We start from the raw sequence: 15,845 nt of genomic DNA on the forward strand, positions 1-15,845 counted from the left end.
AAGTTTGACAGTGATCGTACTTCCTGTTTGGCTGAGCTCCGGCGGCGCGGTCATCGCACCGCCGTCAACTCGTCGAAGGGGGAGGCCCGATGGCCAGGACGGTGCGGTTCCATGAGCTCGGAGGACCCGAGGTGCTGCGGCTGGAGGACGTGGAGGTCGGCGCGCCCGGGCCGGGTGAACTGCTGATTCGGGTGGACGCGATCGGCCTCAACCGCGCCGAGGCGCTGTTCCGCAGCGGCAACTACATCGAGGACGTCAAGGAGTTCCCCGCCCGGCTCGGCGCCGAGGCGGCGGGAGTGGTCGAGGCCGTCGGCGCCGGTGTGACGGGCTTCGAGCCCGGTCGGGCCGTCAGCGTGGTGCCCGCGTTCTCGATGAACGCGTACGGGGTCTACGCCGAGCGCGCGATCGTCCCGGCGGCCGCGGTGGTGCACCGGCCGGCCTCGCTGGACGCGGTCGGCGGCGCGGCGGTGTGGATGCCGTATCTGACGGCATACGGGGCACTGGTGGAGGTCGGCGGGATGGGGGCCGGGGACACGGTCGTGCTCACCGCCGCGTCCAGCAGCGTGGGCCTGGCCGCGATCCAGGTCGCCCACCGCGTCGGGGCGGTGCCCATCGCGACCACCCGGACCGGCGCCAAGCGGGACGCGCTGCTCAAGGCCGGGGCGGCCGAGGTGATCGCCACCGGTGAGGAGGACGTCGTAAAGCGTGTGCTGGGCCTGACGGCGGGCCGGGGTGCCGAGTTCGTCTTCGATGCCGTCGCGGGACCCGGTGTACTGGACCTCGCCAGGGTGGTTGCCCCCGGCGGCACGCTGATCGAATACGGGGCACTGAGCGGGGAGGTGACGCCGTATCCGGGGTTCGAACTCGGCATGCCCGCCCTGAACATGCGCACCTACACCGCCCTGGAGACGACCACCGACCCCGAGCGGCTGCGCCGGGCCGAGGCCTTCGTCACCTCGGGGCTGCGGAGCGGCGCCTTCGTGCCCGCCGTGGACCGCGTGTTCGGGCTGGACGAGATCGTCGAGGCCCACCGCTATATGGAGGCGGGCGGCCAGGTGGGCAAGATCGTGGTTGCGGTCGACCACTGAGGACCGGCCGAGGCAGGGGCCAAACGGGGGAAAAGTCGGAAAATCGCGTGAGTGTCGCCGGGGTCGGTCAAGTCCTCAAGAGGGTGCCTCGGCACAAGGACGCCATGCCACCGAAGGAGATCCTCATGCGCTTGTACAGGCGACCGGCCCTCACTTCCGCCCTCCTCGTCGCGGCACTGCCGGCAGCGGTGCTCCCCGTGGCGGCCCACGCCGCGTCCCCGCCCTCGCGGCCCGCGGCCGACCAGCCGCGGAGCGCGGCGCTCAACTTTGACGAGCTCGACTGCGAGGGCCCGGAGGAGGACCGGCTGCCGTCGACCGACTCGGGCCAGGGGGCCGTGCACGAGCCCGGCACCGCCGCGTTCGTCCCGGCCCCGCTTCCCACCGGCCTTCCGCCCGCCAAGGTCAAGTGGCCCAAGAACATCCCCGACCTGGACGACGCCAAGCGCATGCTCTCCGAGCTGGACGTCGGAACGTTCGACAGCAAGGGGTTCCGACGGACCGCCTTCGGCGGCAAGAGCTGCTGGGTCCTGCACGGCGTCGACAAGTGCCCCACCCGTGAACTCGCCCTGAAGGCCCTGTCCGACATCCCCGCCACCCTGAAGGACGGCTGCAAGGTGGTGGGCGGCCGCTGGCGCAGCCCCTACGACGACCTGACGGTCACCAACCCCCTGCGCGTCGACATCGACCACGTCGTGCCGCTCCGCGCCGCATGGGGTTCGGGCGCCCGGGACTGGCCCGAGTACAAGCGCCGCGCGTTCGCCAACGACCTCAGCGGCTCGCCGCAGCTCGTCGCGGTCTCCACGTGGAGCAACCGCGACAAGGGCGACAAGGGCCCGGACAAGTGGCTGCCCAAGGGGTACGAGTGCACGTACAGCCGTGCGTGGATCGGTGTGAAGGACTACTACGGGCTGCGGGTCACGACGCAGGAGCGTACGAAGCTGGCGGAGGTGCTGGGCGACTGCCCAGGGTAGGTCCCCGGCAGTCGGCGGGGGAGGCGGGCCGCGCCCGGCGCGCAAGCATCCCCCGGCGCGAATACACTTCTGCGGTGGACGAGAACAACCTTCCCCGCTGCCCCGAGTGCTCCGGCGCGTACACCTACGAGATGGGTGCGCTGCTGGTCTGCCCGGAGTGCGGGCACGAGTGGTCGCCCGCGACCGGTGTGTCCGACGAGGGCGGGGCCGGGGTGGTCAGGGACGCCGTCGGCAATGTGCTCGCCGACGGCGACACGGTGACCGTGATCAGGACACTGAAGGTCAAGGGCAGTCCGACCGGCATCAAGGCGGGCACCAAGGTGCGCAACATCCGCCTCGTCGACGGGGTCGACGGCCACGACATCGACTGCAAGGTCGAGGGTTTCGGGGCCATGCAGCTCAAGTCCAGCGTGGTCAAGAAGGCCTGACCGGTGCCGCGCGCTCAGGCGTGGGACACCGTGAGTTTGTAGAAGCCGACCCGGGCGCCCTTGGTGGTGCTGTCCGAGGACGACTGGTTGTACGACCCGGCCTTGAAGTACTGCTTGTAGCCGTTGAAGGACGACGGGATCGGGTAGTGGGTGGTCGTGCCGTTGACCGTCAGGTCGATGGTGTGGCCGCCCGAGACGCCGATGGTGTAGCTCCACGTCCTGCCGACCGGGACGTGGCCCACCGTGTGCGGGGTCTGGCCGCCCGAGGGAGAGTTCTCCGTGCCGAGGACGATGTCGCCGCTCGCCCGGTAGTACAGCTCCAGCAGTGGTTTGGTGGACGAGCCGCCCGTACCGAGGTGGATCTGCCCTACGCAGACGTTCGACGTCACGGACACCACGCGCAGGGTCGCGTCGAGCCGGTGCGTGCCGCGCAGTGACCAGTTGGCGGGGCTGCCGTCGCGGTTCATCTCGCGCAGCTCGGAGCGGGCGTAGTGGGAGTGGGGCGTGGTGACGCCCTTCTCCGGCGCCCAGAACGTCATCGCGCCGTCGCGTGTGTCCGTGTAGAAGTACGCGTCCTGGAAGCCGTTGGCCCCCTTGAGCCGGGACGGCGGGATCGTGGTCGGCGAGCCGGGGGAGCCCACCGGTTCCTGGAGCTCCCACACCGAGAGGTCGAAGTTGCCGCCGGGGGCGACCGAGGGGCTCGCGAGGATTGCCGCAGTGGCCGAGGGGGGTAGGGCCGATGCGGCGGGGGCGGCGACGGCCAGGCTGCCTGCGGCGGTCGCGGTGGTCACGTATATGAGCAGCGTGCGGATGCGCATGGGGGGCTTCCCGTCGAGTGGGGGAGTCGAGGGTCGGGTCGGTGCTCTGGGGTCTTGATGGTCGTCGAGTTCACATGGCTGAACCTTGTGCTTTGACGTGAACTCGGAGAACCGTAGAGCTCCGGCGTGACCGCGTCAATGGATCGCGCCGACCGCTTGAATCGGCCACGCGTTCCGCTCACCGGAACGGCCGATCGCCGGGCCGCTCGCCGGACACTACGGTGAGGTCTCCGCCCGACGACGTAGAGAGGCAGGGATCGCCTTGTCACGAGCGACACTTCGGATGATGGCGGCGGGGGCCGTGATGGCCGCCGCCGTGGCCGTCGCCGCCCCCGTACCGGTTGCCCAGGCCGCACCGCAAGGCGCCGCCGCCTGCTCCTACAACGTGCCGAGCCAGTTCCTGCGGCGGTGGAACGACAACCATGGCGCGGACGGCGGCTTCGGCTGTCCGGTGCAGGAGGCGTTCCAGTACGGGAACGGGCTGTACCAGTGGTTCGCGAAGGGCGCGATGGTCTGGTCCCCGAACCAGGGCGGCAACATGGTCACCTCCGTCCAGCGCTGGGGTGCCGGTCTACGGTTCGACTGGGGGCTGAGCGACGCCTACAACTACGACGGCTGGCTCATCAACATCAGGCGTGACGGCCAGGACATCAACGGGGACCAGGAGTGCATCGCCCACGGCGGCGGCAGCGGCGACTGCGGACGGTACGACGGCACGGTGTACTGGAACACCCTCCAGCCCGGCGCGTACCGCATCTCGGTGGAAGGGTGCGACATCGGCTCGGGCCACACCTGCCGCCAGGGCTGGACCCTTCCTGTCTACGACTACCTGTAGTCCCCGGAAGCGAAGGCAGCCCGCGTACCCCGGCGCAAGACGGTGTTTCCGGTCATTTCGCGGCCGGTTGGGTGCTTCGCTGCTTTCCGGCAAGTCGGGGGTTCTACCCTGCGGCTGTTCGTCACCGCCCGATGGATGGTGGGCGGTTGGCCGGTGCGAGGGGGGATCGGTGGCCTACGGGAGAGTGCGGGCGGGCGAGGCCGTGGCGGGCCCGCCGGGGCCGGCGCCGGGGAGCGCGCCATGGCGGGGCGCGGTGGTGGAGTGCGCGCTGACCGCCGTCATGATGTTCTTCGTGGTGACGATGGTGCGCTGGCTGCTCGATCCGGCCTCGCCGCTCTTCATCGCCGATCCGCATCTCGCGCTGGGCGTCGTCGGCGCCCTGGTCGCGGTCCTGCTGGTGGGGCTGATCACCAGCCCGCCGGGCCGCGGCTCGGGAGCACACCTCAATCCGGCTGTCAGCGTGACTCTGTGGCTGATGCGGGCCTTTCCGGGGCGCGCTGTTGTTCCGTACGCCATGGGGCAGTTGCTCGGCGGGCTGGCCGGGACCGGGCTGGCCCGGTTGGTGTGGGGGCCGGTGCTCCAGTCGGCGGCGCTCAGCGACGGACTGGCCCGCCCGGCTCCCGGCCGGTCCTCCATGGCGGTGTTCGCCCTGGAGGCGGCGAGCTTCGCGGCGGTGGCCCTGCTCATCGGCTTCTTCGTCGCCCATCCCGGGCTTGTCCGGCCGATGCCGTACGCGGTGGGGCTGGTGGTCGGCCTGATCATCGCGCTGCTCGGCCCGGTGAGCGGCGGGGCGGCCAACCCGGCCCGCCAGCTCGGCCCGGCGGCCCTGTCCGGCACGACCACGGCACTGTGGGCGTATCTGACGGCGCCGCTCCTCGGCGCCGCGCTGGGGGCGCTCGTCCACTACTGGTTCACGTCGAAGCGTGCCAAGTCAGGTGTGTACACCGGTAGTTGACGGTATCGGTTGCCCCACTACCGCGCCCCTAGCATCTCTCCCGCCAGAACAGCCAGTTCAATGGCCTGGGTGCGGTTCAGGCGCGGGTCGCAGGCCGTGGTGTAGCGGTGGGGGAGGTCCGCGGGGGAGAGGTGTTGGGGGCCGCCCAGGCATTCCGTCACGTCGGCGCCCGTGAGTTCCACGTGCAGGCCGCCGGGGTGGGTGCCCAGAGTGCGGTGGACCTCGGCGAAGCCGCGTATCTCGTCGAGGACGCGGTCGAAGTGGCGGGTCTTGTATCCGCCTCGGGACTGCACCGTGTTGCCGTGCATCGGGTCGCACTGCCAGACCACCGCGTGCCCGGTCGCGGTGACCTTCTCCACGATCGGCGGCAGCACGCGCCGCACCTCCGCGCTGCCCATCCGGCTGATCAGGGTCAGTCGGCCCGGCTCGTCGTACGGGTCGAGGTGTTCCACGTACGCGACGGCCTGCTCCGGCGTGGTCGTCGGGCCGATCTTCACGCCGATGGGGTTGGTCAGGAGCTCGGCGAACGCGAGGTGGGCGCCGTCGAGTTGACGGGTGCGTTCGCCGATCCAGAGGAAGTGCGCCGACAGGTCGTACGGCCGGCGCTCACCTCGTATCCGTAGCATCGAACGCTCGTAGTCGAGCAGCAGGGCCTCGTGGCTGGTGAAGAACTCGGCCTCGGCGCCGCCTCCGACCGCCCTCGTCGCACGCAGCGCACGCACCACCGTCATCGCGGCCGTCGCGTTGACGTAGGCGCGGAGCATGCGGTGCGGGTCGGGGATACGGGCTTCGGCGGTCGCCTCACTGTCGTTGACGATGTCTCCCCGGTATGTGGGGAGGCCCTGCGCGTCCGTGGGGGAGGAGCGGGGTTTGGCGTATTGGCCGGCGAGCCTGCCGACGGTCACCACCGGCAGCCCGGTCGTGGAGGTGAGTGCCGACGCCATCCGGTACAGGGTGTCGACGGTGCCCGCGATCGAGCGCTCGGTGGTTCCGGCGAAGGTCTCCGCGCAGTCGCCGCCCTGGAGGAGGAATCCGGTGCCGGTCGCCACCGCCGCCAGGTGGCCACGCAGCCGGTCGACCTCGTCCGCGCCCACCACCGGGGCCACCCCCTCAAGGATCGTCCGCACCTCATGTACGGCCCCGGGGTTGGGCCACTGCGGCTGCTGGGCGGCGGGGCGGGCGAGGGCGCGGTCCAGCGCGGCACTCAGGCGGTCCGGTAGCGGTTCGTCAGGAAGCGGTCGGGGCGGCGACGGCCGTGCGGGGCCGAACCGAGGAGCCGCGGGCGCTTGTCCGTTCAACGATCCCCCTCGTACGGCCCGGCACGACGGGGTGCGAGCCGGTGGCGTCATTACGGAGTCGGGCGAGGTGTGAGGCGCGAGGTGCGTGACGTGAGACGCGGGATGCGCGGTTTCTTCTCCGATCTTATGGCCTTCGCCGCCTGCGATAAATGCCGTATGGGTACGGCGAGTTGGTCCACTTGGACACCCGTGAACTATGGCGTCCGCTTCGCTAGCGTGGGTCAGATCGGACCCCCTGGTGAAGGTCGTCTCGGGAAGGACATGTACGTGAGTGGACTGATGCGGGGCAAGGTTGTTCTGGTGACCGGCGCGGCCCGTGGGCAGGGCCGTGAGCACGTCATGCGGATGGCGGGCGAGGGCGCCGACGTCATCGCCGTCGACCTGTGCGCGCCCCTGCCCGGCGTGGCCTACGCCTCCTCGGAACCCACCGACCTCGACACGACCGTCGCCCTGGCGGAGGAGTCCGGGCAGCAGGTCGTCCCGCTCGTCGCCGACGTCCGTGACCTCGCCGGTCTGCGGGACGCCGTCGACGGGGCCGTGGAGAAACTGGGGCGCCTCGACGCCGTCGTGGCCAACGCGGGCATCTGCATACCCCGTGCCTGGGACCAGGTCACCGAAGAGATCTTCCGCGACACCATGGACGTCAACGTCACCGGTACGTGGAACACCGTGATGGCGACCGCGCCCCACCTCGTGACGGCGGGCGGCGGCTCCATCGTGCTGATGAGCTCCTCGGCCGGGCTGAAGGTGCAGCCGTTCATGATTCCGTACACGACCAGCAAGTTCGCGGTGCGCGGCATGGCGAAGGCCTTCGCCGCCGAGCTCGCGCGGTTCGGGATCCGGGTGAACAGCGTGCACCCGACCGGCGTCGACACCGCGATGGGCAGCCGCGCCATGCTCACCCAGGTCGCCAAGGCGAGCATGGCCGATCCCCGGCTGCGCGGCATGCTGGTCAACATGCAGCCGGTGGAGGGTATTTCGGTCGAGGACGTGGCCAACGCCGTACTGTTCCTGGTCTCCGACGCCTCCCGCCATGTCACCGCGCACGCCATGGCGGTCGACGCCGGGGTCAGCGAGTTCTGAGCAGCGGGGTCGCTCAGCCCCTCGCCGACGGCACCAGGTTCTCGACGGTCGCCCGCAGCCGGGTGCGCAGCACCTCGGGGCTGCTGACGTGCAGGGTGCGCATGCCCAGGTCGCGCGCGGCCGCGATGACGGCCGTGCGGTCGTCGACCATCAGCGCCTCGCGTGGTTCGGCTCCGCAGCGGTCCAGCGTCGCGGCGAAGTACTCGGCGGAGGGTTTCACCTGACCCACTCGCCATGAGGAGCAGAGGTGGTCGAAGAGGCGGTAGTGGTCGTGGCGTTGGTTCTTGAGGTGGTCCCAGTGCTCGGCCTCGTTGTTGGCCAGGACCAGGGTGAGCTCCGGGCGGGCGCGGGCCACCTCGGCCAGTTCCACGACGTTGGCGCTGTAGCAGCGGACGCTGGCGGCGTACAGGCGGTCCACCCACTCCCCGTCGAAGGTGTCCGCCAAGGGGCTGCCCGCCTCCTCCAGGAGACCGCGCAGGACGTCGTGCGCATGGCGGGCGCCGCTCTCGTACGCGTGAGCCGATGACAGTACGGCGCCGAGCATGCGGCTCTCGTCGACGGCATAGCGGCGTGCGATGTCCCGTATGAAGGAAGTCTCCTCATTGACGTTGTTGAACAGAACTCCACCTGCGTCGACCAGGAGCGCTCGAATCATTTCCTCAATCCCGTCTCGGTCTCAGTAATTTCAGCCATGCGTAATTTTTCAGCCATGGTGTGGCGGCCAATTCCGAAGTAGTGGAAAGGAGCGGCGCTATGGCGCTCTATCGCGATCTCGTCGGGCGGACCTGGGATTCCGGAACCCGGCAGTGGACATTCTCGGACACCTCCCTCTATGCGCTCGGAGTGGGCGCGGGCGGCGACGACCCGGCCGACGAGCTGGAGTTCACCACGGAGAATTCCGCGGGAGCCGTGCCCTCGGTCCTGCCGACCTTCGCGGCCACCCTCGTCTCCCGGCGGGCCGAGCCCGCGCTCGGGGACTTCGACGTGTCGCAGCTGCTGCACACCCAGCAGTCCCTGACGCTGTACGGGCCGCTCCCCGTCGAGGGCGCGGCGGCCACGACCTCGCGGCTGGCCGCACTGCGGGACCGGGGGAGCAGCGCGCTCGCGGTCATCGAATCCTCCTGCGTGGACCCCGCCACGGGCCGGCCGCTCGCCGACATCCGCACCGGGCTGACCATCAGGCGTGAAGGCGGCTTCGGCGGCGAGCCGGGCGAGGACGAGCCGTGGGAGCGCCCGGAGGGGGAGCCCGACCACACCGTGGACTACCGCACCGCGCCCAACCAGGCGCTGCTGTACCGGCTCAGCGGTGACCCGAACCCGCTGCACTCGGATCCCGCGATCGCCGCGCGTCTCGGCTTCCGCCGACCGCTGCTGCACGGGCTCTGCACGTTCGGCTTCGCGGGCCGGGCGCTGCTGCGCGCGCTCTGCGGGGGCGACCCGGCCCGGTTCGGGACGATGTCGGCGCACTTCACCGCACCCGTGTTTCCTGGCCAGGACCTGACCGTACGGATCTGGGAGCGCGGGGAGTCGGCGCGCTTCCAGGTCCGCGCCCAGGGCAGGGTCGTCCTGGGCCGTGGCACCTTCGTCCGGCGCGCTACCGGCTCCGGCTCGGGAGGCTGAGCGGGGAGGCGCTCAGCCAGGTCAGCGGCCATCGGGGCGGCCGCCCGGTTCGGCCAGGGTGTCCGCGTACCAGCGCACGGTGCTCCGTACGCCCTCCGCCAGCCCGATCCGCGGCTTCCAGCCCGTGGCGAGCAGGCGTGAGACGTCGAGGAGCTTGCGCGGTGTGCCGTCGGGCCTGCTCGCGTCCCAGGTGATCCGGCCGGTGAAGCCGGTCGCGTCGGCCACGAGGGCGACGAGGTCCGCGATCGTGAGGTCCTCGCCGACGCCGATGTTGACCGGTGACGGGTCGTCGTAGTGCGCCAGCAGGTGCAGACACGCCGTCGCCAGGTCGTCGACGTGGATGAACTCCCGCCGTGGCGTGCCGCTGCCCCACACCACGACCTCCTCGGAGCCGGAGCGGACCGCCTCGTGGAAGCGCCGGATCAGCGCGGGCAGGACGTGCGACCGGGTGGGGTGGAAGGTGTCGCCGGGGCCGTACACATTGGTGGGCATGGCGGAGATCCATCGGCGACCGTACTGCCTGCGGTACGACTTCACCGCGATCACCCCCGCGATTTTCGCTATCGCGTAGGCGTCGTTGGTCTCCTCCAACGGGCCGGTGAGCAGCGCCGACTCCGGGATCGGCTGGGGGCTGTGCTTCGGGTAGATGCAGGAGGAACCGAGGAACAGCAGCCGGTCCACGTCCGCCGCGTGTGCCGCCGCGAGCAGGTTGGTCTGGATCCGGAGGTTGTCGTTGAGGAACTCCACGGGTTCGGCGTCGTTGGCGGCGATGCCGCCGACCCGCGCGGCCGCGTCGACCACCACGGCGGGCCGGAGCGAGGTGACGTAGGCGAGCGTCGCGCGGGCGTCGGTGAGGTCCACGTCCGAGGAGCGGATCCCGACGACGGAGGTGAACCCTTCGGCGCGGAGGCGGCGCACGACGGCGGAGCCCACGAGCCCGGACGAGCCCGCCACGAGCACGGTCGCCGACGGGTCAAGGGCGGGGGAGACTGCGGACATGGGCCTTCTCATCCTCGGTCGGTTCGGTCGGTTCGGTCGGTTCGATGGGCTCGGTCTGCTTGGTCGGCGGGCGGCTGCTGGTCCGTGGCCGGGGTGACCTCGGCGTGTACGTGGCCGTCGAGCGCCGGGATCTCCAGGCCCCGGCAGTGCAGCGCCCCCAGCAGGCGCAGCAGCGAGACCGGCTCGGGGGTCTGCCGCTGGCCGGAGGCGATCACCAGCGGATCGTCGACGCCCTCGGCCCGCAGCGTCTCGCGCAGCGGCGGGATCAGGACCGGATGCGGCCCGATCTCCGCGTACGCCCGGATGCCCAGCCGGGCCAGCGCCGACACCGCCTGGGTGAAGCGGACCGGGCGGCGCAGGTTGCGCGCCCAGTAGTCCGCGGTGGCCAGGCCCGGCGGGTCCTGGTCGGCGTCGACCGTCGAGATCCACGGGATACGCGGCGTCGCGGGGGCGAGATCGGCCAGCTCGGCGCGGAGCTGGGGCAGCACACTGTCGACGAACGGGCTGTGCGACGCCGCGTTGATACGGATCAGCCGGCACCGCACCCCCTCGGCCTCCAGGGCGCTCACCAGCGCCTTGGTCGCCTCGCTCTCACCGGTGACCACGGTCTGCCGCGGCGCGCTGTGGGCGGCGACGACCACCGTCCCCGGGATCTGCTCGCACCGCCGCGCGACCGTGTGCCGGTCGAGGTTGACCGTCGCCATCGCCCCGCCGCCTCCCGCTTTCGCGAGGAGGCGGGAGCGTACGGCGACGACCCGCGCCGCGTCTTCGAGGGTGAGGGCGCCCGCGACATGGGCGGCGGCGACCTCGCCGAGGCTGTGCCCGACGACCGCCTCCGGCCGCAGCCCGAGCGACCACAGCCAGCGGGCGGTGGCGACCTGGACGGCGAAGATCAGCGGCTGTGTGGTGTCGGGCGGGCCGAGCTCGCCGTCGGCCGCGCTCAGCAGTGGTTCGATCACGCCGTTGGGCAGCAGTACGTCGAGTTCGGCGAGCACCTTCGCGGCCTCGGGCGCCCAGTTCAGCAGGGCGCGCCCCATGCCCGGCCACTGGCTGCCGTGGCCGCCGAAGCACCAGGCGGTACGGGAGGCGGCGCCGTCGGCCCGCCCCGACGTCCAGCGCGGGCTGGGCAGCCCGTCGGCGAAGAAGGACAACCCCTCGACCAGGCCCGCCGTATCGGCGGCCGCGACCGCGAGGCGCTCGATGCCGTGCCCCGCGGAAAGGGGCCGGGCGGGCAACACCGCATCGGGCCGGGCGCCATCGGCCAGTAATTCGGCGGCCGTTCGCGCCGTATCCGTCAACGCGGCCCGGTCGGCGGCGGAAAACATCAGCAGCCATGGCGGGGGAGGCGGCACCGTTGGGGTGTGGGGCATGGGAACTCCCTGGTTCCGGAATAGGGGATCGGACAGGTCGTCAGTACTTGCTACGATCGCTGCGCTGGCAATACCGGACCAATGAACGGGCCGTTGAACGGTCCGTTGGCCGGATAACGCGATAAAGGAGTAGAGGAAGCATGCCGGAAACCTCCTTCCAGGGCCAGATCGTTGACACCGAACCCGCCTCCGACGTATTTCTCGTCATCGGCATTCCAGGGTCCGGGAAGAGTTCGGTGTCGGCGGCTCTGGCCCGCCGGTTCCCCCTCGGCGCGCACATCGAGGGCGACCACCTCCAGGACCTCATCGTCGCGGGTGGGCATCTGCCCTCGCCGGAGGAGGATCTTGAGGCGGACCGCCAACTGCTGCTGCGGGCCCGCAACGCGTCGGTCCTCGCACGCAGTTTCCACGCCGCGGGTGTCGTTCCGGTCATCGACGACGTGGTGGTCAGGCGCGCCCATCTGGAGTTCTATCTGGAGCAGTTGAAGGATCTGCCGCTGCGCCTGATCGTGCTGGCTCCGGCGGCCGACGTCGTCTCCCGGCGGGTCGCCGAGCGGGACAAGGTGTTGGCGGACGACTGGTCGTTCCTGGACGACGCACTGCGCAGCGAACTCGCCGGTGAGGGAACGTGGTTCGACAGCTCCGACCTGACCCTGGAGGAGACGGTCGACGCCGTTCTGGCGAAGGGCTGAGCGGCCGAAGAGGGGCTGAAGAGCGGCTGAAGGAGTCCGGCGCGGGTGACCCTGGAGAGGGTCCCCGCGCCGGACTCTGTTCTTTCAGCCGCCGTCGACGCGGCGCACCGCGCTCAGCCAGGTGCGCATGAGGTAGGCGCTGCGGTGCAGGAACGCCCTCGCCTCCTGCGACCAGGCCCCGCCCTTCGCCTGCTCGGCGAAGTCCTCCAGGCCGTGGCTGAGGGACTCGTAGGCCTCGCGGTAGTCGCTCCCCTGGAGCTCGAACTCCTTCAGCCAGGCGAGGAGTTCATCCATGAAGCGGATCGCGGGCAGCTCGATGGCGAGGTCGTTGAGCAGGTCGTGTTCGTTGCGCTCGTGGTTGACGAGGGGGCCGCCGAACCTGACCGAGTGGCCGAGGTGTTTGGCGCACGCGGCGACGAAATAGCCGCTGAAGATGTCACCGAAGCGCTCGACCGCGGCCCCGCCGATGGGCTGGCCCATCCGCAGGAAGTAGTAGGCGGGCAGGGCGTCGTGGTGGACGGCGGTGTTCTGGGAGTTGACCGGGCACCAGGTGTCCCTGGCCAGTACGGCCGGTTTGCCGTTGTAGCCGGTCACCCTGGGCCGGACCGCGAGCCGGGTCACCGCGTCCACATCGGGATCGTCCAGCCACAGACCGGCGTTGACGCGCACATCGGCCACCTCCTCGGTGCTGGTGACCTCGGTCGGCGTCTGTCGGGGGCCGTACGGGAAGCCGCGCGGGAAGACCCGGCAGGGGCTCACTTCGAGCAGGTCGCAGGCGTTGAACCAGCCGTTGCCGGCCGACACCACGCGGTGCGGTACCGGGCCTTGCAGCACCACCCGGTGCTCGTCGAAGAAGGGGCTGTCGATCGGCAGGTTGTCGTCGTCCATGGACACCGCCATCGCGCTGCCGTTCAGATAGGACAGCAGATACCCGATGTTGCGGCGGTTGTCGGAGTCGTACGGAATGAGATCCGGCACACCGAGCTTCGCGAGCAACCGGTCCTGCTCGTCCACGTCGGGGGAGACGATGGCGGCGCCCCGGCCACGGGCCTTGTCGCAGGCCTCGTAGAACGACCTGGGGGTTTTCCGGTCGGGTATGACGACGAGCCGGGCGCCGGATTCGGCGAGGGTGTCGGCGTAGTGCTCCAGGAACGACCCGGAACCGATGGTTGTGATGACGATGTCGATCGTCTCAGACATGTGGTCACTCCACAGTAGGAATGTCCCGCCAGGACCGTAAGCGAGACGACGCGGTGATGAGCGGGGCGCTGAGCCAGAGGAACATCACGACGGCCAGCGCGGCCCGGGGGCCGAAGAGGCTGCCCAGGCCGCCGCCGACGAGGCCGCCGAAGAAGAGCATGCCCCGGCTGATGAACCGGACGCAGGCGACGGTCCGTTGCAGCAGGTCGGGTGGTGTCAGCAGTTGTACGAGGGTGGCCTGGCCGACCGTGAACACCGAGAAGCCGGCGTGGAAGAGCAACGCCCCGCTGAAGAAGAGGAGCAGCCCGGAGCCCGGCCGGGTCATCGGCAGGAGCAGGCCCGCCGGGGCGAGGGCGGCGGCGGGGATCCAGACGGCCCGCGCCGTGCCGAGCCGGCGGCTGACGCGGCCCGCGCTGAACGCGCCGATCAGACCGCCGATGCCCACCGACCCGAGCAGCATGCCCAGGGTACCCGGGGCCACCCCGACGTCGTCGGCCAGGAAGAGGACGACGAGTGCCTCGTACGCGGCGAAGCAGCAGTTCCCGACGGCCGAGCCCGCGATCGAGGCCAGGATCACCGGGCGCCGGGTGACGAACCGTACGGCCTCCGACAGTTCGGCCCACATGCCCCTCGCGCCGGATGCCGAAGAGGTGGCCTCGATGTGGGAGCGCATGAGCAGGTTGCACGTCACGGACGCGGCGAAGCCCGCCGAGTTGAGCAGCGGAGCGTGGTCGGGGCCGAGCAGCTGCACCGTGAAGCCCGCCAGGGTCGGGCCGAAGGCGAGCGAGACGGCGCGGGCGATCTGGAGGCGGATGTTGCCGTAGACGAGTTTGTCCTTCGGCAGCATCCGCGGCGGCATGGACAGGTACACGATCTCGTAGAACACCGTCGCGCAACTGACCAGCACATTGGACATGTACAGGTGCCACAGCGCCAGGTGCCCGGTCGCGGCGAGGACCGGCACCATGGTGACGATCAGCGCGCGGCCGAGGTCGGCGAGCAGCAGCATGGTTCTCGGGGGAAGCCTGCCGCTGTACACCCCGGCGGGCAGGGTGAGGATCAGCCAGGGCAGATACCCGGCCGCGGTGATCAGACCGACCTCGCCGACCGACGCCCCGAGGGTCTGGGCGGCGAGCAGCGGGAACGCGACCACCGTGGACATCCCGCACAGCTGGCTGATGCCGCTGCCGATCCACAGCAGCCGGAAGTCCCGTTCGCGGACGGACTCGGGCGCCAGGGTGGCGGGACCGGACATGACAGGTGGCCTCTTCTTCCTCGGTCCGCGTGGGGTCCCGCTCCGGGAGCCCTCGGTGGGTCACGGATGTGCTTGTTCGGCGGGGGTTGCTTCGTCGGCGGCTGCGTTGTCAGGCGATGCCGCGATGAACGCCTCGACCGCGTCGAAGGCCTCCGAGTCGCGGTACTGCCGGGGAGGCGACTTCATGAAGTACGACGACGGCGCGAGCAGCGGCCCGCCGATCCCCCGGTCCAGGGCTATCTTCGCCGCGCGTACGGCGTCGATGATGACGCCTGCGGAGTTGGGCGAGTCCCACACCTCGAGCTTGTACTCCAGGTTCAGCGGTACGTCGCCGAAGGCGCGTCCCTCCAGGCGTACATAGGCCCACTTGCGGTCGTCGAGCCACGGCACATGGTCGGAGGGCCCGATGTGCACGTCGTCCTTGCCCAGGGTGTGGTCGATCTGGGAGGTCACCGCCTGGGTCTTCGACGTCTTCTTCGAGACCAGCCGTTTGCGTTCGAGCATGTTCCGGAAGTCCATGTTGCCGCCGACGTTGAGCTGCATGGTGCGTTCGAGGTGGACGCCGCGGTCCTCGAAGAGGCGGGCCAGCACCCGGTGGGTGATGGTGGCGCCGACCTGCGACTTGATGTCGTCGCCGATGATCGGCACACCCGCCTCGGTGAACTTCGCCGCCCACTGCGGATCGGAGGCGATGAACACGGGGAGCGCATTGACGAAGGCCACGCCCGCGTCGAGGGCGCACTGGGCGTAGAAACGGTCCGCGTCCTCGCTGCCGACGGGCAGATAGGAGATGAGGACGTCGGCCCCGGTGGCGCGGAGTACGGCGACGACGTCGGCCGGGTCCTCGGCGGACTCCGTGATGGTCTCGCGGTAGTACTGGCCGAGCCCGTCCAGGGTGGGTCCCCGCTGCACGGTGACGCCGGTGGGTGGGACGTCGCAGATGCGGATGGTGTTGTTCTCGGACCGGGAGATGGCGGACGAGAGGTCCTGGCCGACCTTCTTGGCGTCCACGTCGAACGCGGCGACGAACTCCAGGTCGCGTACGTGGTAGCCGCCGAACTCGACGTGCATCAGGCCGGGGACGCGCAGTGCGGGGTCCGCGTCCGCGTAGTAGTGCACTCCCTGGACGAGCGAGGCGGCGCAGTTGCCGATGCCGGCGATGGCCACGCGGATCTTGCTCATGGTGTTCCCTTCGCAGAGTCGCCGTATCAAGGATCTGGGGTTGGAGTAGAG

The 15,845-nt window shown here is 70.5% G+C and carries 16 protein-coding genes; 8 read left to right on the forward strand and 8 right to left on the reverse strand.

Going from position 1 to position 15,845, the window contains the following annotated elements; translation table 11 throughout:
* Positions 1-89: 89 nt before the first annotated feature.
* The 3 genes from BX283_RS35155 (at position 90) to BX283_RS35165 (ending at position 2,487) form a co-directional block, all read left to right on the forward strand.
* A complete protein-coding gene (locus tag BX283_RS35155) occupies positions 90-1,088 on the forward strand; it encodes a zinc-dependent alcohol dehydrogenase family protein (RefSeq protein WP_101391438.1) in 999 nt (332 codons plus the stop codon).
* A gap of 125 nt (positions 1,089-1,213) precedes the next feature.
* Positions 1,214-2,059 carry an HNH endonuclease family protein gene (locus BX283_RS35160; protein WP_101391439.1) on the forward strand — a complete coding sequence of 282 codons (846 nt, stop codon included), beginning with the start codon at positions 1,214-1,216 and terminating at the stop codon, positions 2,057-2,059.
* Between the two features lie 74 nt (positions 2,060-2,133).
* Entirely contained in the window at positions 2,134-2,487 is a 354-nt protein-coding gene (locus BX283_RS35165; RefSeq protein WP_101391440.1) for a zinc ribbon domain-containing protein YjdM, read from the forward strand.
* Between the two features lie 14 nt (positions 2,488-2,501).
* Here the strand turns inward: BX283_RS35165 and BX283_RS35170 are convergent, their stop codons facing one another.
* Positions 2,502-3,305, reverse strand: a complete 804-nt coding sequence (locus BX283_RS35170) for a polysaccharide lyase family 7 protein (RefSeq protein ID WP_101391441.1) — start codon at positions 3,303-3,305, stop codon at positions 2,502-2,504.
* A gap of 262 nt (positions 3,306-3,567) precedes the next feature.
* Here BX283_RS35170 and BX283_RS35175 point away from each other — a divergent pair, with 262 nt between their 5' ends.
* Both BX283_RS35175 and BX283_RS35180 read left to right on the forward strand, forming a co-directional pair.
* Complete coding sequence (locus tag BX283_RS35175) at positions 3,568-4,140, forward strand: hypothetical protein (RefSeq protein WP_143676539.1); 573 nt, start codon at positions 3,568-3,570, stop codon at positions 4,138-4,140.
* A gap of 169 nt (positions 4,141-4,309) precedes the next feature.
* Positions 4,310-5,095, forward strand: a complete 786-nt coding sequence (locus BX283_RS35180) for an aquaporin (protein ID WP_257584079.1) — start codon at positions 4,310-4,312, stop codon at positions 5,093-5,095.
* Positions 5,096-5,112: 17 nt separating this feature from the next.
* On the opposite strand, the gene BX283_RS35185 is transcribed toward BX283_RS35180, so the two are convergent.
* Entirely contained in the window at positions 5,113-6,393 is a 1,281-nt protein-coding gene (locus BX283_RS35185; RefSeq protein ID WP_373979326.1) for a 3-deoxy-7-phosphoheptulonate synthase, read from the reverse strand.
* Between the two features lie 261 nt (positions 6,394-6,654).
* Here BX283_RS35185 and BX283_RS35190 point away from each other — a divergent pair, with 261 nt between their 5' ends.
* Complete coding sequence (locus BX283_RS35190) at positions 6,655-7,476, forward strand: mycofactocin-coupled SDR family oxidoreductase (protein ID WP_257584080.1); 822 nt, start codon at positions 6,655-6,657, stop codon at positions 7,474-7,476.
* Positions 7,477-7,489: 13 nt separating this feature from the next.
* Here the strand turns inward: BX283_RS35190 and BX283_RS35195 are convergent, their stop codons facing one another.
* Positions 7,490-8,131 (reverse strand): HAD-IA family hydrolase, encoded by a 642-nt coding sequence (locus tag BX283_RS35195; RefSeq protein WP_101391444.1) that lies wholly within the window; start codon positions 8,129-8,131, stop codon positions 7,490-7,492.
* Between the two features lie 98 nt (positions 8,132-8,229).
* On the opposite strand from BX283_RS35195, the gene BX283_RS35200 reads away from it, so the two are divergent.
* Positions 8,230-9,096 (forward strand): MaoC/PaaZ C-terminal domain-containing protein, encoded by an 867-nt coding sequence (locus BX283_RS35200; RefSeq protein ID WP_101391445.1) that lies wholly within the window; start codon positions 8,230-8,232, stop codon positions 9,094-9,096.
* A 21-nt stretch (positions 9,097-9,117) separates the two neighbouring features.
* Here BX283_RS35200 and BX283_RS35205 read toward each other — a convergent pair whose 3' ends face one another.
* Positions 9,118-10,095, reverse strand: a complete 978-nt coding sequence (locus BX283_RS35205; protein ID WP_101391446.1) for a GDP-L-fucose synthase — start codon at positions 10,093-10,095, stop codon at positions 9,118-9,120.
* An 8-nt stretch (positions 10,096-10,103) separates the two neighbouring features.
* Positions 10,104-11,465 (reverse strand): acyltransferase domain-containing protein, encoded by a 1,362-nt coding sequence (locus BX283_RS35210; RefSeq protein WP_101391447.1) that lies wholly within the window; start codon positions 11,463-11,465, stop codon positions 10,104-10,106.
* A gap of 140 nt (positions 11,466-11,605) precedes the next feature.
* On the opposite strand from BX283_RS35210, the gene BX283_RS35215 reads away from it, so the two are divergent.
* On the forward strand, positions 11,606-12,157 hold the full coding sequence (locus BX283_RS35215) for an AAA family ATPase (RefSeq protein ID WP_101391448.1): 552 nt from the start codon (positions 11,606-11,608) through the stop codon (positions 12,155-12,157).
* Positions 12,158-12,241: 84 nt separating this feature from the next.
* Here BX283_RS35215 and BX283_RS35220 read toward each other — a convergent pair whose 3' ends face one another.
* From BX283_RS35220 to BX283_RS35230, 3 genes are read right to left on the reverse strand one after another with little or no spacing between them, the layout of a single operon-like run.
* Complete coding sequence (locus BX283_RS35220) at positions 12,242-13,357, reverse strand: hypothetical protein (protein WP_101391449.1); 1,116 nt, start codon at positions 13,355-13,357, stop codon at positions 12,242-12,244.
* Positions 13,358-13,361: 4 nt separating this feature from the next.
* The gene (locus tag BX283_RS35225) at positions 13,362-14,612 is read right to left on the reverse strand and encodes an MFS transporter (RefSeq protein ID WP_101391450.1); all 1,251 of its coding nucleotides are present in this window, start codon (positions 14,610-14,612) and stop codon (positions 13,362-13,364) included.
* A 60-nt stretch (positions 14,613-14,672) separates the two neighbouring features.
* Positions 14,673-15,794: an inositol-3-phosphate synthase gene (locus tag BX283_RS35230; RefSeq protein WP_101391451.1), complete on the reverse strand. Its 1,122-nt coding sequence runs from the start codon at positions 15,792-15,794 to the stop codon at positions 14,673-14,675.
* Positions 15,795-15,845: the final 51 nt, after the last annotated feature.

This window comes from Streptomyces sp. TLI_146 (assembly GCF_002846415.1).
Taxonomy (GTDB): Bacteria; Actinomycetota; Actinomycetes; order Streptomycetales; family Streptomycetaceae; genus Streptomyces.